This is a genomic window from Cupriavidus sp. 05N40 (assembly GCF_056397305.1).
Genome location: NZ_JBFTND010000037.1, coordinates 12,618 through 30,733 on the forward strand (window position 1 = coordinate 12,618; position 18,116 = coordinate 30,733).

An 18,116-nucleotide genomic window follows, 5' to 3' on the forward strand; every position below is an offset into this window, starting at 1 on the left:
CTCCTGGTCGTTGCCTTGCCGTGCGGCATGCCTACTCGAACGGGTAGCGCTTGACCAGCGCGCCGAGTCGCTCGCTGTCCTGGCGCACCTGGGTCGCGAACTCGGCGGGCGAGTTGACCACCGGCTCGGCGCCGGCGGCGGCGATGGTCTTCTGCACGTCCGGGTCCTTCACGGCTTCGCGTAGCGCGGCCACCACGCCCTGCGTGACCGCGGCCGGGGTGCCCTTCGGCGCGAACAGGCCGTACCACGTGACCGACTGGAACTGCGGGTAGCCGGCCTCGGCGGTGGTGGGCACTTCCGGCAGCGCGGCCGCGCGCTTTTGCCCCTGGGTGGCCAGGATCCGCAGCGTGCCGGCCTTGTAGTGCGGCAGCGCCGCGGTGATGCCGGTAAACGACAGGTTGACGTTGTTGGCGATCAGGTCCGTGACGATGGGTCCGGTGCCGCGGTAGTTGACGATGATGAGATTGGGCAGGCCGGTTTCTTCCGCCAGTTGCCTGCCGGAGATGCGCGCCACGCTTTCGCCGGTGCCCAGCGAGCACGCCCTGCCCACTGCCTTGCAGTACTGCACGAACTCGGCCATGGTCCTCACCGGCAGCTTGCCGCTCGCCACCACGGCGGCGGGCGACTGCGAGATGGCCGTGACAGGCTCCAGCCGCGCGAGCGGGTCGATGCCTTTCAGGCCCGGCGTGTATTTGGTGACGACGATGGCGGGCACCTGCAGCAGCAGGGTGTAGCCGTCGGGCCTGGCTTCCATCACGCGGCGCGTGCCGATCAGGCCGTCGGCGCCGGGCAGGTTCTCCACCACCACGGGCTGTCCCCACAGCACGCCGAGCTGCTTCGAGACGGCGCGCGCGGTGGCGTCGGTGCCGCCGCCGGCGGCGTAGGGCACCACCAGGGTGACAGGTCGCTCAGGGCGCCAGGCTGCCTGCGCTGCGGCGGCCATCGCCGGTGCCTCGGCGCAGGCCAGCAGCCATGCCGCGCAGGCGAGTGCTGCCGGCGCCGGCCCCGGGCGCCGGCGGCCGGCTTGTTGTTCGGTACTGGGTTGCATGTCGTCTCCTTGTGTTTTTGTCGGGTACATCCGGGCGCTCACGGCAACGCCGCGGCCGGCGCCAGCACGCGGCCGCGCCAGTCGCGCTGGAACACGCCGTCGAGGCGGCCACGCGCGACGGCGTGCCGGCGCAGCCACGCCACCAGCGTGGCGCGCTCCAGCGCCGCGGGCGGCGAAGCCGACAGCGCGTAGAGCTGGAACACGTAGCGGTGCGGGCCGTGCCCGTGCAGGGGACGCGGGCCGTCATAGCCCGCCGCGCCCAGGCCGTTGAGCGCCAGCGTCACGCCTGCCGGCGCCTGCCCGCCGGCGAGCGCGCCTTCGGCCAGGCCGCGCCRCGCGGCCGGTCCCCACGCCAGCGCATGCACCAGCGCGCGGGCCAGCGGCACGTCCGGGTCTTCCACCAGCAGCAGCCAGTGCGTGGCGGCTCCCGGCAGCGGGTTCCAGTCCAGCGCGGGCGAACGGTTGGCGCCGACGCCGGTGCCGGCGCTGCGCAGCGGCATCGCGCCGCCATCGGAAAACGCGGGGCTGCGCAACGCCAGCGTGGCGGGCAGCGCCGCTAGCGATGCATCGTTGCAGGCCAGCGCGGTATCGCCGGCATGGCGCCCGCGCAGCAGCAGGCCGATCCAGCGCACTACCCAGGGGGGCGGCATCCGGCTTGTCATGGCGCGCTCTTGCGTTCCACCGTCCACGCCCATGGCCTGCGCGCGCGGTCCGCCTGCTGCCAGGCGCGGATCAGGTGATCGTCCTTGAGCGTGAGGCCGATATCGTCCAGGCCGTGCAGCAATGCTTCGCGCCGCAGCGGGTCGATCGGAAAGGCGATGACAGTGCCGTCGGGCGCGGTCAGCGTGGCTGTCACCAGGTCCACCCGCAGCGCAGCGCCGCGCGCGCACTGGGCGGCCAGCGCCTGCACCGCCTGCGCCGGCAGGTGGATCGGCAGCATGCCGTTCTGGAAGCAGTTGTTGTAGAAGATGTCGCCGTAGCTCGGCGCGATCACGCAGCGCACGCCCATGGCCATCAGCGCCCACACCGCGCCCTCGCGCGAGGAGCCGCAGCCGAAGTTGGCGCCGGCCAGCAGCACCGGCGCGCTCCGGAACACAGCCCGGTTGAGCACGAAGTCCGGGTCCTCGCTGCCGTCGGCGCGATAGCGCAGCGCCTCCAGCGCGTACGGACCCAGCGCCTCGCGCGACAGGCTGGTCAGGCGCTCGATGCGGATGATCACGTCGGTGTCGACGTTGGCCCGCATCAGGGGCGCGGCGGCGCCCGTTACCACGGTGAAAGGTTGCATTGTCATCGGAGGTTGCGCACATCGGTGATGCAGCCGGTCACCGCAGCCGCGGCGGCCATGGCGGGACTGGCGAGGTGGGTGCGGGCGCCCGGTCCCTGGCGCCCGACGAAGTTGCGGTTGGAGGTCGACACCGAGCGCTGCCCCGGCGGGACCTGCTCGCCGTTGGCGGCCACGCACATGCTGCAGCCCGGCTCGCGCCACGCGAAGCCGGCGTCCTCGAACACGGCGCGCAGGCCTTCGGCCTCCGCCGCGCGCTTGACGTTCTCCGAGCCCGGCACCACCCAGGCGGTCACGCCTGGCGCCACGCGGCGCCCGCGCGCCACGGCGGCGGCGGCGCGCAGGTCGGACAAGCGCGAGTTGGCGCACGAGCCGATGAAGACCCAGTCGACCGGCGTGCCGGCAATCGGCGCGTTGGCTGCCAGGCCCATGTATTCGAGCGCGGCATCGATGGCATCGCGCGCCGGCTGGTCGGCCGCGGTGGCCGGGTCCGGGATCGTGCCGCCGACCGGGATGGCGTGCTCGGGGCTGGTGCCCCAGGTGATGGTGGGCGCCACCTCGCTGGCATCGATCGCTTCCTCGTGGTCGAAGACCGCGCCGTCGTCGCTGACCAGCGTGCGCCAGTAGGCGGCGGCGGCCTCGAAGGCGTCGCCGGCCGGGGCATGGGGGCGGCCGCGCAGCCACTCGATGGTGCGTTCGTCCGGCGCCACCATGCCGAAGCGCGCGCCCAGCTCGACGCTGAGGTTGCACAGCGTCAGGCGCCCTTCCACATCGAGCGCGTCGATGGCCGTGCCGGCGAACTCGATGGCATGGCCCACGCCGGCGGCCGTCCCGAGCCTGGCGATGATATGCAGCGCCAGATCCTTGGCGGTGATGCCCTCGGCCAGCACGCCGTCGCAGCGGATGCGCATGCGGCGCGGCTTCTGCTGGCGCAGCGTCTGCGTGGCGAGCGCATGCGTGCTCTGCGACGAGCCCACGCCGAACGCCATCGCACCCAGGCCGCCGTTGGTGCAAGTGTGGCTGTCGCCGCAGATCACGGTCAGGCCCGGCAGCACGATGCCCAGCTCGGGGCCCATCACGTGGACGATGCCCTGCCCCGGCTGGCCGAGATCGAACATCGTCACGCCGGCCGCGGCCGACTGATCGCGCAGCGCGGTCCACAAGCGTCCGCCCAGGGGGAAGGTATGGCCGTCGCGCCCCGGCTGGCTGGATACCGCGTGGTCCGGCGTGGAAAACACCAGCGCCGGATCGTGCAGCGGCAAGCCGCGCGCGGCCACCTCGCCCAGCGCGGGCGGGCCGGACAGGTCGTGCAGCAGGTGGCGGTCGATATGCAGCAGGGCCCAGCCGTCCCCCAGTTCGCGCACGACATGCGCATCCCAGAGCTTGTCGAACAGAGTGCGGGCCATGGTCAGGCTGCCCTGGCGCCGGCCGGCGCGTCGGGGCTGGTGGCGCGCGCGCCGGCGTTGAAGCGCTGGCGCAGGCCGTCCCATTCGTCGGCGCCGAAGCGGCGGAAGGTCTGGCCCACGCTGGCCGATACGGCCGGCGCGGTGAAGCTCGACTTGAGTTCGGCCAGCGCGGCGTCCCCGGCCTCGATGGCCGCCTTGAGCATCAGGCCGGGCAGTATCGCCAGCTTGTAGCCCATCGCCTCGGCCTCGCGCAGGTCGAAGATCGGCGTGCGGCCGCCGGGCACCACATYGAGCAGGCAGGGGCCGCGCACCAGCCTTGGTACCGCGGCCACTTCCTCGAGGGTCTGCGCGGCCTCGACGAAGGCCATGTCGGCGCCGGCCTCGAGCGCGGCGTTGGCCCGCCACACGGCTTCGTCCAGGCCCAGCACGGCGCGCGCATCGGTACGCGCGATGACGACGAAGTCAGGCGTGCGGCGCGCTTGCACCGCGGCCCGGATCTTGGAGACGAACGCCTCGCGCGACACCACTTCCTTGCCGTCGAGGTGGCCGCAGCGCTTGGGCGCGACCTGGTCTTCGATATGGATTGCCGCCACGCCGCGCGCCTCGTACTCGCGCACGGTCCGGGTGACGTTCAGTTCATTGCCGTAGCCGGTGTCGGCGTCCGCGATCAGCGGGATGCCCGTGGCGCGCGCCATCACCGCGGCATTCTCGACCATCTCGCTCATGGTCAGCAGGCCAAAATCGGGAAAGCCGCGCGCGGCCGAGGTGCCGGCGCCGGTCATGTAGCAGGCGGCAAAGCCGGCCTGCTCGATCAGGCGTGCGCCGATGGCGTCATAGGCGCCCGGGGCGATGATCATGCCGGGCGCCTGGAGGCGCTGGCGGAGGGTGGCTGCGGGAGTCATCGGGTGGATCCTGTTCTGCCGTTCGGTGGGTGACGGATCAGCGGCTGCTGTCCGGTTCGTGTTTATGTGTTTATATTCTAGATACAACTACTCGGGTGCGTCAAGGAGGGGAAAAACCCGCAAGGTCCTTGTGCTATGCTCCCCACGCCACCCATCCGCCATCCCATGTCGCGCACCACCTCTACCGCCTCGCCGCTGGGCCATGCGCCCGGCACCTCGCTGCATCGCCAGTTGTTCATCGTGTTGCGTGACGAAATCACGCGCGGCGTCTATGCGCAGACCGGCGCGCTGCCGAAGGAAGAAGCGCTGTGCGAGCGCTTCGGGGTATCGCGCATCACCGTGCGGCGCGCGCTGGCGGACCTGGCCGCGCTGGGTATCGTCGAACGCCGGCACGGCCTGGGCACCTTCGTGCGTCCCGATGCGCCGGTGGGGCGCAGCAGCCCCAGCCTCAGCGTGATCGACGGCCTGCGCAAGGCCGCGCTGGAAACCGATGTGGAAGTGCTCGGCGTGAGCACCGCCGTGCCGCCGCCGGATATTGCCGGCCTGCTGCAACTCCAGCCGGGCGAGAGCGCCRTGCACGCGCTGCGCCTGCGCAGCATGGCGGGCACGCCGGTCATGCTGACCGATGCCTGGGTGCCCGCCACGCTGGGCAAGCGCGTGACGGCCGCGGCGCTGCGCAAGCACGCGCTCTACGAGATCCTGYAGGCCCAGGGCGTGAAGTTCGGCCGCGTGGTGCAGGAGATCACGGCGCAGGCGGCCGATCCCGCCTTCGCCGGCTGGCTGCGTACCGAGGTGGGAGCGCCGCTGCTAAAGCTGGTGCGGCTGATGCATGATCCCGAGTCGCGGCCGGTCCTGTACATCACGGTGCAGATGTCGCCTGAGCGAAGCCGGATCCTGATGGATATTTCGGCGGACCAGGTCAACACGCTCAGCGCCGGCCGCTTTGTTCACGACGCGCCCGGGCAATAGCGCCCCGGCGTCTTGGCGCCTTGGCGGCGCCAAGGAATCAAGGAATCAAGGACTCAGGAACGCAAGGGTTCAGGGTCCAGGGCTTGCAGGCTGCGGGCAACCCACCGCCCGCCGCAGCGCCGCCCTTGCGAGCAAGCGTGTCGAGTCCAGCGTGGGCAGCGGCGAGTTGGCGTCGTTGACGATCAGCGGGATCTCGGTGCAGCCGAGCACGACCGCGTCGCATCCCTTCGCCTTCATGTTTGCGATCACCCGCAGGAAGCAAGCGAGCGCTTGCGGCGTGACGACGCCGTTCACCAGTTCATCCATGATGATGCGGCCGATCTCGTCGCGCTCGGCGTCATCGGGCAGCATATGGCGCATGCCGCGCGCGGCGAGCTTCCCGGGGTAGACCTCGCTGTCCATGAGCCACGCGGTGCCGGTGATGCCCAGACAGGAAAAGCCGCGCTCGGCCGCGCTGGCGGCGACCACCTCGGCGATATGCAGCCAGGGCAGCGGCGAGCGCGGCGCCACGTACGCCATGGCCTGGTGGATGGTGTTGTCGGGGCAGATCAGGAAGTCGGCGCCCATGCCGGCGAGCTTGCTGGCGGAGGTGAGCATCAACTCACCCACGGCCTCCCAGTCGCCGCGCCCGAGGTGTCCGACGTATTCGGCCAGCGATGGCGTGTGCATCGAGATCTCGGGATGCGCGTGCGGCCCGAGCAGGGCCGCGCCCTCCATGCAGATAGTGCGGTAGCACAGCGCGGCGCCTTCGGCCGAGCAGGCGACGATTCCGATATGGCCAGGCATGGGGATCGGCTCCGTGGGAAGGTGCGGCATATCCTGTGCGCGGCGCGCCCGCGCGCGGTGCGTCGCGCGTGCGGCCCGTCAGCCGGCGATGCGGGGCTTGACGCGGCTGGCCGCGTCCTTGGCGCGGGCACGGGCGGTCTCCACGTCGGCGTCGTAGGCCAGCGCCACGCCCATGCGGCGCTTGGCGAAGCTTTCCGGCTTGCCGAACAGGCGCAGCTCGGTCTGCGGCACGCGCAGCGCCTCGTCCACGCCATCGAAGACCACGCCGGCGGCGTCCACGCCGCCATAGATCACGGCGCTGGCGCCGGGGCTCTTGAGCGCGGTGCTGACCGGCAAGCCGAGGATGGCGCGCGCGTGCAGTTCGAACTCGTTCTGCCACTGGGTGATCATGGTGACCATGCCGGTGTCGTGCGGGCGCGGGCTGACCTCGCTGAACCAGACCTGCTCGCCCTTGACGAACAGCTCCACGCCGAACAGGCCCTGCCCGCCGAGGTTGGCGGTGACGGCCTGCGCGATCTGCTGGGCGGTCTCCAGCGCGGCCGGGTGCATGGGATGCGGCTGCCAGCTCTCCACATAGTCGCCGCTCACCTGCACATGGCCGATGGGCTCGCAGAACTGCGTCTGGACCTCGCCGCCGGCGCCGACGGCGCGCACCGTCAGCAGCGTGATCTCGTAGTCGAAATCGATGAAGCCTTCCACGATCACGCGGCCGTGGCTGACGCGGCCGCCGGCCATGGCGTAGTCCCATGCCGCCTTGACGCCTTCAGGGCCGTCGATCTTGCTCTGGCCCTTGCCGGAGCTGCTCATCACGGGCTTGACCACGCACGGGTAGCCGATGCCGCCGTCGATGGCGGCCTGCAGCTCTTCCAGCGAGTCGCAGAACTTGTAGGGGCTGGTCGGTACGCCAAGGGTTTCCGCGGCCAGGCGGCGGATGCCTTCGCGGTCCATGGTCAGGCGCGCGGCGCGGGCGGTGGGAATCACGCGCACCGCGCCGCCGGCCTCCAGCGCCTCGAGCATCGGCGTGGCGATGGCTTCGATCTCCGGCACCACCAGGTCAGGCTTCTCGGCTTCGATCAGCGCCTTGAGCTGCTCCGGATCGCTCATCGCGATGGTGCGGGCGTGGTGGGCCACCTGCTGCCCGGGGGCGTTGTCGTAGCGGTCCACCGCAATGGTCTCGACGCCGAGCCGTTGCAGCGCGATCAGGACTTCCTTGCCGAGTTCGCCGGAGCCCAGCAACATGACTTTGGTCGCGTTGGGCGAGAGAGGGGTGCCGAGAGTGGTCATGTGAGAGCGTCGAAAGCGAGTCAAAAGCGGAATTGTACGTCGGCGTGGGCCGGCGCCCGCCGATCTGCGGATGCGCTTGCGGACTTCCTGCTGCCAGGATGGCTCGCCGCACCCGGACGGGTTCGCCGGACCGAGCGGCGTGACGTAGCCCCGGCCCCGCATGCACGCCGCATGGCCAGCCATCGTTCAACGCAGCCGAAAGGTGCTTTGTCCGGCGCTGCCTTGGAGGAAGGGCATGTGGCAAATACATGGACGCGTTTCTTTGAAGTCAACGTATTGTCCGGCGTGCGGCTGTCGCGCGCCTACGCGCCTTCCATGGTCGCGCACAAATGGGGACGGATCGTGTTCATCTCGTCGGAATCGGGCCTGAACATCCCCGCCGACATGATCCACTACGGTTTCTCCAAGACCGCGCAACTGGCCGTCTCGCGTGGCCTGGCCAAGCGGCTGGCCGGCACCGGCGTGACGGTCAACGCCGTGCTCCCGGGCCCGACCCTGTCCGAAGGCGTCGCGCAGATGCTCAAGGACGAGGTGCAGAAGACCGGCCATTCGCCCGAGCAGGTCGCCGCGGATTTCGTCAAGGCGCACCGCTCGACGTCGATCATCCAGCGCGCGGCGACCGTGGAAGAAGTCGCCAACATGATCGTCTATGTCTGCTCGCCGCAGGCTTCCGCCACCACCGGCGCCGCGCTGCGCGTCGATGGCGGCGTGGTGGACACCATCGCCTGACAAGTATCGACGAGGGGCCCGGTGCGCTTGCGCCGGGGATGCCTGCCGGGAATCCGCTACCATCATGGACTCGGATTCCGGCGAAGAAACCATGGACAGACTGGACGCGCTGCGCCTGCTGGTGGACGTAGCGGAGGCTGGCAGCTTCTCGGCTGCGGCACGCAAGCGCACGCTCGCCACGTCCACCGTGACGCTGGCGGTGCAGCAACTCGAGGATGAGCTCGGCGCCAGCCTGATCACCCGCTCCACCCGCCGCCTGGCCTTCACCCACGAAGGCGAGCGCTTCCTCGCGCATGCCCGCCGCCTGCTGGCGGACTGGGATGCCTCGGTCAGCGCCATGCATGAAGATGGCCCGTTGCGCGGGCCTATCCGCCTGACCGCCACCAATGATTTCGGCCGCGCGCACGTCGTTCCCCTGCTGGACCGCTTCCTCGAACTGCACCCTGCGGTCAGCATCACCCTGCTGTTCGACGACAGCGTGGTCGACCTGATCGACACCGCGAACTCGCGTCCGGCGAACTGGAAAGCGCGCTCGACGAGTTTATCGCCGAGCGCGTGGATCTCTATGCCGTGTATCCCGGCACCGCGCCGAGCCGGCGCGTGGCGGCCCTGATCGACTTCCTGGCCGCCGGGCTGGCGGGCTAGAGGCCCGTCGCATCCGGCCAGGGCGGATCCCCGTCCCGGCGCGTTGCGCAAACGGACTCGATGTGTTTCGCCCGGCGGAGCGCGCCGCACATCGCTGTGCTCGGGCAGGCCCCTTGTCGCCTGCGGTCTTGCCCTTTGCCCCGATTCCGTATAGGCTTAAACTACGATTCAATTCATCTTAGTTAAGCCATGTCATTCATCAGCACAGGGGTCGAGTACGGGCTGCATTGCATGCTCTTTCTTGCCGATACCCCCGCCGGCGTGAAGGAAGCCAGCGTGCGCGACCTCGCCGAGTTGCAGGGCGTGCCGGTCGAGTACCTGGCCAAGCTCTTCACCAAGCTGGCCAAGGCCGAGCTGGTGGTCGCCACGGAAGGCATACGGGGCGGCTTCGCGCTGGCCCGGCCCGCGTCCAGGATCACGGTCCAGGACGTCGTGGAAGCCATCGACGGCGACAAGCCGCTGTTCGACTGCCGCGAGATCCGCTCCCGCTGCGCCCTGTTCGACCCCGATGCGCCGCCTGCGTGGGCGACCCGCGGGGTCTGCTCCATTCACGCGGTCATGCAGTCCGCGGAAAAAACCATGCGGCAGGAGCTGGCCAGGCACACGCTCGCGGATCTTGCCGACAAGACGCTGGCCAAGGCATCGGCCGGCTTCGGCCCGCATGTGGTGCAGTGGTTGACCGACCGCTCGGTCAACCGGCGGGGGGACCGCGCGGAAGCGGCCCCCAAGGCAAGGAAGTAAGACCCGCTTGGTGCGGCGCCGGCAAGGGCCGGCCCGCACACCCCGCTGCCGCTACGCGGCGAAAGCGCCATGAACACGAAAGCCGGCCAGTCCACGCAAATGGACCGGCCGGCTTTTCTACTTGCTTCGCCCGCGGCGGCGCGAAGGCTCTGCGCACCGCCGCGGGCGAACACCCAACCCGCTACACAAGCACCCGCGCTCAGGCAACCACGATGCGCAGGGGATCCGCCGCCTCGAACACGTCGGCGCGGTTGGCGCTGGGCGGGTAGATCCATTCGGTGTTGATCCTGGTCTTGAGTTGCTTGGCGTCGGCGCCGGCCATCTTCACCTCGCGCTCCCATCCTTCGGTATAGACCGCCCCCCACGGGCCCAGGTCCAGGCAGGTCACGTACTTCGGCTGGCTGTAGGGAATCGGCTCGACACCGAGCAGGTCGGCGGTCACGTTGTGACCTGCCGAGCGTCCGAGGTTCATGGCGTGCTGGCACGACATGGCGGCGTAGTTGCCCTCGTCATCGGTGGCGGCGTAGGCCACGTCGCCGGTGGCGAAGATGTTCTTCACACCCTTGACCTGCAGGTTGCGGTCCACGTGCAGGCGACCGAAGTTGTCGCGCTGCGCGGGGATCTGCTCGGTCAGCGAGCTGGCACGCACGCCGGCCGTCCAGATCACGGTGCTGGCGTCGATGCGCTCGCCGTCGGCCGTGGTCAGGCCGGTGGCATCGACCGACGCCACCGCGGAGCCGAGCTTCCACTTCACGCCGAGCGCTTCCAGCGCTTGCGAGATGACGGGTCGCGGGCCGGCGCCGAGTTCGGCGGCGACTTCGGTATTGCGGTCGACCACGATCACGTTCACGTCGGCGCTTGCGCCCAGCGCGGCACGCAGGCGCGCCGGCATTTCCGCCGCGGTCTCGATGCCGGTGAAGCCGCCGCCGGCCACCACGATGGTGTTGCGCGCCGGCGTGTCAGGTTGTTCGCCGAGGGCCTTGATAWGGGCTTCGAGCTCCGCCGCTTCATCGACCTGGTCCACGCTGAACGCATGCTCCTTCAGGCCGGGGATGCCCGGGCGGAACAGGCGGCTGCCGGTGGCCAGCACCAGGCGATCGTAGGCCAGGACCGACTTCGCCTGATCCGCGCCGACGACTTCGACTTCGTTGCGATCGTGGTGGACGCGTTCCACCGTGCCCTGGATGAAGCTCACGCCAACCGAGTTGAAGATATCCATCAGCGGGGCTTTCATCTGGCCGGGGGCTTCCTCATACAGGCGCGGGCGGACGTGCAGTTCCGGCGCCGGCGCGATCAGCGCGACTTCGACGTCCGTCCGCTTCTGCTGGTCGAGCAGACGCGCCGCGCTCAGTGCGGCCCACATGCCGGCGAAGCCGGCGCCAATTACCAGGATACGTTTGCTCATATGCATCTCCATTGATGTTTGCAAGTGTCACTGCGCCGGACCTGCAGCCGCGCCTCGCGCATGCCCGATCCGCCTTGGAAGGGTGTTGGGGATGGGCCGCACCGGTTTCGCGCCTGCGTCCGTAGCCTTCCCTCGTCCGGGCAGCCGGTGCGCCGGCCGCCCTTCGGACTCTGGCCCGGAACACTGCTTTGCCGCGGGCCCTTCCATAACTCCGATTCTAATTGTCGTAGTTTAAAGATTCAAGAATTTTTTTGCACCCCGCATGAAGGTGGCGCGTCCTGCTCGCGATCCCGGTGATCCGGTGGGCCCACGCGCCGACAGCACGCAAGAAAATCGCCTTGCGCGGTCCGCAGAAACGGACTACGCTCCATAACTACGATACCTCGAGTCGTAGTTATGGAGCAGCCGAACCCGCTTCAAGGCTGCAGCAAGGAGCCGAGACCATGAAATTCCAACCCGTGACGCTGGCGAATGTGCTGGCAATAGTGCTGGCCGGCTACGGCCTGGGCGGGACGCCCGCGCCCGCGGCCGCCGCGCCGGAGGTCGCCGCGCCGCGCGAGACCATCGCCCCGGCGTTCCGCTATCCGATCGCCAACGTGCAGGGCAAGACCATCACGACCATCGTGGTGGACTACCCGCCGGGCGGCAAGACGCCCGGCCACCGCCACGGCGGTGCCTTCGTGGTGGGCTATGTGCTGCAAGGCGCCATCCGCAGCAAGATCGACGACGGCAAGGAGCACGTCTTCCACGCCGGCGAGAGCTGGACGGAAACACCGGGCGTGGACCACCGCATGAGCGAGAACGCCAGCGACACCGAGCCGGCGAAGATGCTTGCCATCTTCATTGCCGACACCAAGGAAACGGACCTCGTGAAGTTCGGCAAGAAGAAGTAGGGAAGCGGAAGCGAAGGCAGCGGACTTTGAAACGGAACCCGGACCTCTCCGGGGCCCGCAACCCCGCCGGCAAGGCGGATCTATAGCAGCAAGGAGAGTATCTTCATCATGAACAAGCATCTCATTTTCAAGGACCTGCTGATCGCGGGCAGTCTCGTGGCCGCCTGTCTATCGGGCGCGGCACAAGCCACCGGCCCGCGCGAAAGCACGCATCCCGGGGACAGGTACGGCTACAACCTGCATCGGCCGGCCTCGGATGCCTTTACCGACAGGATGCACGACGGCAAGGCCGCACCTGCCGCGGACCCGGCACGCATCGTCGCCGGCCAGGACCAGAGCGGCGTGTCGGCGGCGCCGGCGCGCACCATGAGCCCGGCCGCCGAAGGCGCCGCCGGCCATCCGGGAACGAGGGGTGCCGAAGGCGGCCGCCTGCTTGCCGGGCGCGATCTTGCCTGGCCCTCTTCGCAACCCGAACATGCGCGGGTCCGGCCCGCCGGCGCATGACACCATGCCGGAAGCGCCCGCCCTTCAGGCCGGACGACCGCATGGCTCGCGCAACTTGCGGCTGGCTTGATTGAGCGTGGCGCGGCGTGCCATCGGCAACTGGCGGGCTGCGCGATCGATGCAGAAGCCGGGCATCGACATCGCCGGCTGCAACGGCACATCCGCCACGTCGTCGGCAGCCCGCGAACACCCTGGCACACCATGTCTGCCGCGAGCCACCACCTTGCCGCGGCGCTGCCGCCTGCGGCGCACAGTGCGGCCGATTTCCCGATGGCACATTCCATGCGTCTTGCCTGTGAGCGCACCTCTGCCGCTCGCAATCAAACCGTCTGGAGACTGTCATGCAAACCCTGTTGATCCGAGACCTGTCCCGTGCCGATGGCATGGACCGCCACGCCATGGCCGCCACGCGTGGCGGCATCGCCTATCTCAACCGCGACCTCGACCCCGGCTTTTCCCCGCCATCGGCGTCCTGTGGCTTTCCATGGCTGCCGCCGCAGATGCGCGACTTGCTCAAGTCGATGCCACTGCCAGTGACCCTGCCCGGCATGGGTCATGCGGAATCGCCGCCGCCCAAGGTCGTCCCGCTGTGATGCGCAACCGGCGCCGGCACCTGGTGTCACGGTGCCGGCGCCATATCCCGCTGACGGCGCACTCAGCGCCCGTACCTGCCGACCACGCTCTGTGCGCCGAGCGCGTGCCCCTTGAGCGCAGAGAACAATTCGTCCCGGCTCAGTCCCTGCGGTAGCGCGCCAGGCGCGAGGTCGCTGGCGACCACGCTCAGCACATAGTGATGCGGCACGTCGCCGACCGTCGGACAGGGGCCCCGGTAGGCCATGTCGCCAGTCACGTTCTTGCCCACCGTGATGCCATCCCCGCTGCTCCTCCCTTCGCCCTGCTTGAGCTGCCCGCGCTCGGCCGCGATGTTGTACGCGACCCAGTGCGAGACGCTGAGCCCGTTTGCGCCATCGGGGTCGAACAACAGCACCGCGACCGATTTCGCGCCGGCGGGAAGATTGGACCAGGAGACCTGCGGTGTCACCCCCTTGCCGCCGCAATTCTGCGTGTCATTGGCATGCAGCGAGGGTATGGAGGTGCCTTCCGCATACGAGGAAGAAGACACCTGCATTCCCGCCGCGCGAGCATTGCCGAGCCCGCAGGCGAGGCCAATCGCGATCAGTGCGCCGGCGGCCGGCGCGTGCCATCTGCATTTGAATTCCATTCGTGTCCCCTGCCGATCAGATAAGTGAAATGCATGGATCCGCGCGAACGGGAATGCGCGTGATTTCGTGCGGCGCGCGCGAGGAATGTGCGCGTATACCCTCTGGCCGTCCCGATTGCAGCGCGGAGGTTACAGGCATACCATGAACTCGAACGTGCTCAAGGCAGCTCTGCGTACGGACGGTGTCATTAGATATAACGTTAAAGATATAACGGCTAAGGGAGACATCAAATGCAAGATTATCAAAGCCTTGTCTTCGTGTGCGCTATTGTCCTGGTGTGCCTCTATGTCCTGCTCGGCACGCTCGCGCAATCCCGCGCCATCAAATTCGGCGCCCCCGCCATCGTCTCGGCCCTGATGGTCGCGTTCTCGGTCTCGCCATGGCACACCATGGGGTGAACGGGGCAAGCCGTTAGCACGGCCCCGATTCGCTGTCCGCTGCACTGCAGCGGCATGATCCATGCCGCGGTCTTCGCCTGCGCCCGGCTTCGAGCAGGAGACACACAATGCACCGCAGCATAGTGCAATGCGCCCTGGCGGTATTCGCCACCGCGGCGGCCTTGCCCGGCGCGGTCCATGCGCAACCCGGGCGGGCATTCACGGCCGGCCCCGTCAACCTGCTGGCCGGACCGGGACAGGAATACCCGGTGGTTGCCCAACTCGCGGGCGGCACGCCACTCTCGGTCATGGGCTGCATCGCCCAGTACACCTGGTGCGACGTGKCCTTGCCCAACCTGCGTGGCTGGGTCTATGCGGGCATGCTCAGCTACCCCTACCAGGGCAGCCAGGTACCGGTGCTCAACTACGGCACCATGATCGGCTTGCCCATCGTCAGCTTCACCATCGGTTCGTATTGGGGTAACTACTATCGCAATCGTCCCTGGTATCACGACCAGGGACGCTGGGCGCCGCGCCCGTCACCGTACGGACATGGCCCCGGCTATGCGCCGCCGCATGCGCGCCCGCCCGGCGGTCCTCCGCACGGAGAGCGTCCGCCGGGCTACGGCGGCGGGCATGGTGGCGGCGGAGGTGGTCACGGCGGCGGTAGCGGCGGTGGTCACGGTGGTGGTCGTTCAGTCAGCGTGCGCGGCGAGGCCATTGCCGCGCACGCGGGCCTGGCCCAGAATTTCGCCAGACGCGGTCCGCACGCACGCCCGCCAATCACGAGAGACACCAAGGAGACCACCATGCGCGATTACGCCGAGGCCATCGCAGGCTTTTCCTATGAGGCATCGCTGGCGGAGCGCCTGAGCGGCACGCCGGACGCCCTCAACGCCTGCGTCGAATGTTGCGACCGCCATGCGCTGCCCGGACGCATCGCGCTGTTCTGGGAAGGCCGCGACGGTAGCAGCGAAACCTACACCTTCGCCCAGTTGCAAAAGCTCTCGGCGCAGTTCGCCGGGTTCCTCAAGGCGCAGGGCATCGGCCCCGGAGACCGGGTCGCGGGGCTGCTGCCGCGCACGCCGGAGCTGCTGGCCACCATCCTCGGCACGTGGCGCGCAGGCGCGGTCTACCAGCCGCTGTTTACCGCCTTCGGGCCAAAAGCCATCGAGCACCGCCTGCAGGCATCGGGAGCGCGCCTGGTCGTCACCGACGGCGCCAACCGCGGCAAGCTCGACGACGTGCAGGGCTGCCCCGCGGTGCTCACCGTGGCCGGCGCCAAGGGCCGCGGCCTGGTGCGCGGGGACTTCAGCTTCTGGGCCGAGCTGGACCGCCAGCCGGCGGACTTCGCGCCGGTCATGCGCAAGGGCAGCGACCCTTTCCTGATGATGTTCACCTCCGGCACCACCGGCCCCGCCAAGCCCTTGCTGGTGCCGCTCAAGGCCGTGGCCGCATTCGCCGGCTATATGCGCGACGCGGTGGACCTGCGCCCCGATGACGCGTTCTGGAACCTGGCCGATCCCGGCTGGGCATACGGCCTGTACTACGCGGTCACCGGCCCGCTGGCCCTGGGCCATCCGACCACCTTCTACGACGGCCCGTTCAGCATCGAAAGCACCTGCCGCGTCATCAACAAATACGGCATCACCAACCTCGCCGGCTCGCCCACCGCATACCGGCTGCTGATCGCCGCCGGGCAGGCGGTGTCCGGTCCGTTGCGCGGCAAGCTGCGCGCGGTCAGCAGCGCCGGCGAGCCGCTCAACCCCGAGGTCATCCGCTGGTTCGCCGACCAGCTCGGCGTCACCATCCACGACCACTACGGCCAGACCGAGCTTGGCATGGTGCTATGCAATCACCACGCCTTGCGTCATCCGGTCCACCTGGGCGCGGCCGGCTTCGCCAGCCCCGGCCATCGCGTGGTCGTGCTCGACGACGAAGCGCGCGAACTGCCGGCGGGCCAGCCAGGCACGCTGGCGCTGGACCTGGCGCAGTCGCCGATGTGCTGGTTCGGCGGCTATCACGAAACGCACACCAGCGCCTTCGTCGGCAAGTACTACCTGACCGGCGACACGGCGGAGCTGAACGAGGACAACAGCATCAGCTTCATCGGCCGCAACGACGATGTCATCACCACCTCGGGCTACCGCGTCGGCCCCTTCGACGTGGAGAGCGCGCTGATCGAGCACCCGGCCGTGATCGAGACCGCGGTGATCGGCAAACCCGATCCGGAACGCACGGAGCTGATCAAGGCCTTCGTCGTGCTGGACCCGCAATACCGCGCGGGACCCGAACTGGCCGAGCAACTGCGCCTGCATGTGCGCAACCGCCTGGCGGCCCACGCCTATCCGCGCGAGATCGAGTTCGTAGCCGAACTGCCCAAGACGCCGAGCGGCAAGGTCCAGCGCTTCATCCTGCGCAACCAGGAAGTGGCCAAGCTGCGCGAAGCCGGAACGCACGCCTAGCAGCGCACCGGCCCGCGCCGTCCATCTGCAAGAGGGCTCACGCGGACCGGGTGGCGCGAGCGGACGCGCTGCCGTCGCGGCCGTCCTCATCCTCTGCATGCCCGCGCAGCCGGGCGATGCGCCCGCGCGCCCAGCGCGCGCCCTGCAGCAGCCTGTAGCCCGCCAGCCCCCATTGCGTATGCGCGACATGGAGGCTGGCCGTGGCGTAAGCGACACCATTGCTCCAGAACTGCTTGTAGTGCTGCCGTCCGGAGCCGAAGTCGAAATCGAAGCGATGGTCGAAGGCCCATTTCACGCACCAGTCGATCAGCACCGTGCCCGGCGACAACTTCGCGTACGCGGCGTCGTAGGTGTTGATGACGAGGTCGACGCAATGGTTCTGGATGGCGAGCAGGTTGAGCGCTACCGGCACGCCGTCGAGCGTCAGCACAAAGAAGCGGAAGGGCTGGGCATGCCGGCTGGCATGCATGTCGCCGACCGCCATCAGGCGCATCAGGAACGCGTGGCTGTCGTCGGAGAACAGCCACGCGCTTTCTATCTCGCCGCGCTCGGCCCAGCGCCGCTTGTGCAGCAGCAACCAGTCGACGAAGAAGGCGGCCCGGCTGTCGTTGTGATCGACGATCAGGACCTCGGCCTTGCCCTGCCCCTCGAATCGCCGCAGCAGGTAGTCCGGCGGATTGCGCGAGCGGCCGGTGCGCGAACGGCAGAATGCGGTCCACCCGGCCTGCTCGCGCATCCGCGCCACGGGGGTGATCTCGTCCAGGCGATAGGCAACCCGGCCGCTTTCGCTTGCGCAGCGGTGCAGCAGCGAGCTGCTGCGCACGCGCGGCAGGTAGACGAGGTCCGGCCTGGCACTGGCGAGCATGGCGTGCCAGGCGGCAGACACGATCGCCGCGGCATCGGCGCCGGGTTCGACCAGGATGTCGTGAGGCGGGTTGTAGCCGGGCCCCAGCGGCTGCATGAAACGCCAGCCCGCCCTGCGGTAGACGACCAGCGGCCATAGCACCACGAGCCGGCCCTGCGAGCGTCCGGCCAGGCACTGCAGCTTGCGGCCCGCCATGGTGGCGGCCACCCCTAGGCTGCTTGCGCAATAGGCAAACGACTGGAAATGCGCGCCATTGGCCCTCTGCCACAGCGCATCCCATTCCGGCGCGAGCGCGTGAAAGGCCTGGGTATCGCTGATCACTTCGTGCTGGACGGCGCAGTGGCGCATGGCAGGTCCGTGCGTCGGGAAGAACAGCGGCATGGTAGCCGCCGATTCCGCCAGCGCGACGTGCGGTAGCCAACATAAGCCCGCCGGTTGAAACCGCTCCCCACGTCACGGGGGTGCGCTTGATGTCGACCATGCTGCACAGCAACAGCGATAAGCGCCAGATGTCCGGGTATGTCCCTAGGGGCTATCCAAATAGCCCCCTCTAGAATCTGCCCTTGGATGGTGCACTGCGCAAACCGGTGAC

Annotated in this window: 19 protein-coding genes and 1 pseudogene; 9 read left to right on the forward strand and 11 right to left on the reverse strand. The window is 69.0% G+C overall.

All coding sequences use genetic code 11. The features are described 5' to 3' along the window. Positions 1-31: 31 nt before the first annotated feature. The 5 genes from AC1DO7_RS11210 to AC1DO7_RS11230 are packed head-to-tail and all read right to left on the reverse strand — an operon-like array spanning position 32 to position 4,638. Positions 32-1,048 (reverse strand): tripartite tricarboxylate transporter substrate binding protein, encoded by a 1,017-nt coding sequence (locus AC1DO7_RS11210; protein ID WP_441612151.1) that lies wholly within the window; start codon positions 1,046-1,048, stop codon positions 32-34. A 38-nt stretch (positions 1,049-1,086) separates the two neighbouring features. After that, a complete protein-coding gene (locus AC1DO7_RS11215) occupies positions 1,087-1,710 on the reverse strand; it encodes a YbhB/YbcL family Raf kinase inhibitor-like protein (protein ID WP_477116113.1) in 624 nt (207 codons plus the stop codon). Then, positions 1,707-2,333: a 3-isopropylmalate dehydratase small subunit gene (gene leuD / locus AC1DO7_RS11220; protein ID WP_441612279.1), complete on the reverse strand. Its 627-nt coding sequence runs from the start codon at positions 2,331-2,333 to the stop codon at positions 1,707-1,709. The genes AC1DO7_RS11215 and leuD overlap by 4 nt, the downstream gene beginning before the upstream one ends. A 2-nt stretch (positions 2,334-2,335) precedes the next feature. Beyond that, positions 2,336-3,736 (reverse strand): 3-isopropylmalate dehydratase large subunit, encoded by a 1,401-nt coding sequence (leuC, locus tag AC1DO7_RS11225; RefSeq protein ID WP_441612149.1) that lies wholly within the window; start codon positions 3,734-3,736, stop codon positions 2,336-2,338. A 2-nt stretch (positions 3,737-3,738) separates the two neighbouring features. After that, on the reverse strand, positions 3,739-4,638 hold the full coding sequence (locus AC1DO7_RS11230) for an isocitrate lyase/PEP mutase family protein (RefSeq protein ID WP_477116114.1): 900 nt from the start codon (positions 4,636-4,638) through the stop codon (positions 3,739-3,741). Between the two features lie 165 nt (positions 4,639-4,803). Here AC1DO7_RS11230 and AC1DO7_RS11235 point away from each other — a divergent pair, with 165 nt between their 5' ends. Continuing rightward, positions 4,804-5,607: a GntR family transcriptional regulator gene (locus AC1DO7_RS11235; RefSeq protein WP_477116115.1), complete on the forward strand. Its 804-nt coding sequence runs from the start codon at positions 4,804-4,806 to the stop codon at positions 5,605-5,607. 69 nt (positions 5,608-5,676) lie between these two features. Here the strand turns inward: AC1DO7_RS11235 and AC1DO7_RS11240 are convergent, their stop codons facing one another. Together AC1DO7_RS11240 and purT are read right to left on the reverse strand one after the other, a co-directional pair. Continuing rightward, the gene (locus tag AC1DO7_RS11240; protein WP_441612146.1) at positions 5,677-6,393 is read right to left on the reverse strand and encodes an aspartate/glutamate racemase family protein; all 717 of its coding nucleotides are present in this window, start codon (positions 6,391-6,393) and stop codon (positions 5,677-5,679) included. A gap of 78 nt (positions 6,394-6,471) precedes the next feature. Next, entirely contained in the window at positions 6,472-7,677 is a 1,206-nt protein-coding gene (purT, locus tag AC1DO7_RS11245) for a formate-dependent phosphoribosylglycinamide formyltransferase (RefSeq protein WP_441612145.1), read from the reverse strand. A 249-nt stretch (positions 7,678-7,926) separates the two neighbouring features. On the opposite strand from purT, the pseudogene AC1DO7_RS11250 reads away from it, so the two are divergent. The 3 genes and pseudogenes from AC1DO7_RS11250 to AC1DO7_RS11260 all read left to right on the forward strand — a co-directional run. After that, positions 7,927-8,406, forward strand: a pseudogene (locus AC1DO7_RS11250) (SDR family NAD(P)-dependent oxidoreductase); the annotation flags it as partial. A 91-nt stretch (positions 8,407-8,497) separates the two neighbouring features. Further along, on the forward strand, positions 8,498-9,019 hold the full coding sequence (locus AC1DO7_RS11255) for a LysR family transcriptional regulator (protein ID WP_441612142.1): 522 nt from the start codon (positions 8,498-8,500) through the stop codon (positions 9,017-9,019). Between the two features lie 221 nt (positions 9,020-9,240). After that, the gene (locus AC1DO7_RS11260; protein WP_441612141.1) at positions 9,241-9,792 is read left to right on the forward strand and encodes an RrF2 family transcriptional regulator; all 552 of its coding nucleotides are present in this window, start codon (positions 9,241-9,243) and stop codon (positions 9,790-9,792) included. A gap of 199 nt (positions 9,793-9,991) precedes the next feature. On the opposite strand, the gene AC1DO7_RS11265 is transcribed toward AC1DO7_RS11260, so the two are convergent. Continuing rightward, on the reverse strand, positions 9,992-11,197 hold the full coding sequence (locus AC1DO7_RS11265) for an NAD(P)/FAD-dependent oxidoreductase (protein WP_477116116.1): 1,206 nt from the start codon (positions 11,195-11,197) through the stop codon (positions 9,992-9,994). Positions 11,198-11,640: 443 nt separating this feature from the next. Between AC1DO7_RS11265 and AC1DO7_RS11270 the strand changes: the two genes are divergently transcribed. Both AC1DO7_RS11270 and AC1DO7_RS11275 read left to right on the forward strand, forming a co-directional pair. Next, positions 11,641-12,090 carry a cupin domain-containing protein gene (locus tag AC1DO7_RS11270; protein WP_441612139.1) on the forward strand — a complete coding sequence of 150 codons (450 nt, stop codon included), beginning with the start codon at positions 11,641-11,643 and terminating at the stop codon, positions 12,088-12,090. A 108-nt stretch (positions 12,091-12,198) separates the two neighbouring features. After that, positions 12,199-12,594 carry a copper resistance protein CopQ gene (locus AC1DO7_RS11275; protein WP_441612138.1) on the forward strand — a complete coding sequence of 132 codons (396 nt, stop codon included), beginning with the start codon at positions 12,199-12,201 and terminating at the stop codon, positions 12,592-12,594. Between the two features lie 24 nt (positions 12,595-12,618). Here the strand turns inward: AC1DO7_RS11275 and AC1DO7_RS11280 are convergent, their stop codons facing one another. Continuing rightward, on the reverse strand, positions 12,619-12,873 hold the full coding sequence (locus tag AC1DO7_RS11280; RefSeq protein WP_441612137.1) for a DUF3175 domain-containing protein: 255 nt from the start codon (positions 12,871-12,873) through the stop codon (positions 12,619-12,621). 62 nt (positions 12,874-12,935) lie between these two features. Here AC1DO7_RS11280 and AC1DO7_RS11285 point away from each other — a divergent pair, with 62 nt between their 5' ends. After that, positions 12,936-13,187 carry a hypothetical protein gene (locus tag AC1DO7_RS11285; RefSeq protein WP_441612136.1) on the forward strand — a complete coding sequence of 84 codons (252 nt, stop codon included), beginning with the start codon at positions 12,936-12,938 and terminating at the stop codon, positions 13,185-13,187. A 62-nt stretch (positions 13,188-13,249) separates the two neighbouring features. Here the strand turns inward: AC1DO7_RS11285 and AC1DO7_RS11290 are convergent, their stop codons facing one another. Next, positions 13,250-13,723: a YbhB/YbcL family Raf kinase inhibitor-like protein gene (locus tag AC1DO7_RS11290; protein ID WP_441612278.1), complete on the reverse strand. Its 474-nt coding sequence runs from the start codon at positions 13,721-13,723 to the stop codon at positions 13,250-13,252. A 324-nt stretch (positions 13,724-14,047) separates the two neighbouring features. Here AC1DO7_RS11290 and AC1DO7_RS11295 point away from each other — a divergent pair, with 324 nt between their 5' ends. After that, on the forward strand, positions 14,048-14,215 hold the full coding sequence (locus AC1DO7_RS11295) for a hypothetical protein (protein ID WP_441612135.1): 168 nt from the start codon (positions 14,048-14,050) through the stop codon (positions 14,213-14,215). A gap of 788 nt (positions 14,216-15,003) precedes the next feature. Beyond that, a complete protein-coding gene (locus tag AC1DO7_RS11300) occupies positions 15,004-16,659 on the forward strand; it encodes an AMP-binding protein (protein WP_441612133.1) in 1,656 nt (551 codons plus the stop codon). A gap of 37 nt (positions 16,660-16,696) precedes the next feature. On the opposite strand, the gene AC1DO7_RS11305 is transcribed toward AC1DO7_RS11300, so the two are convergent. After that, entirely contained in the window at positions 16,697-17,905 is a 1,209-nt protein-coding gene (locus AC1DO7_RS11305; RefSeq protein ID WP_441612132.1) for a GNAT family N-acetyltransferase, read from the reverse strand. Between the last annotated feature and the right edge of the window lie 211 nt (positions 17,906-18,116).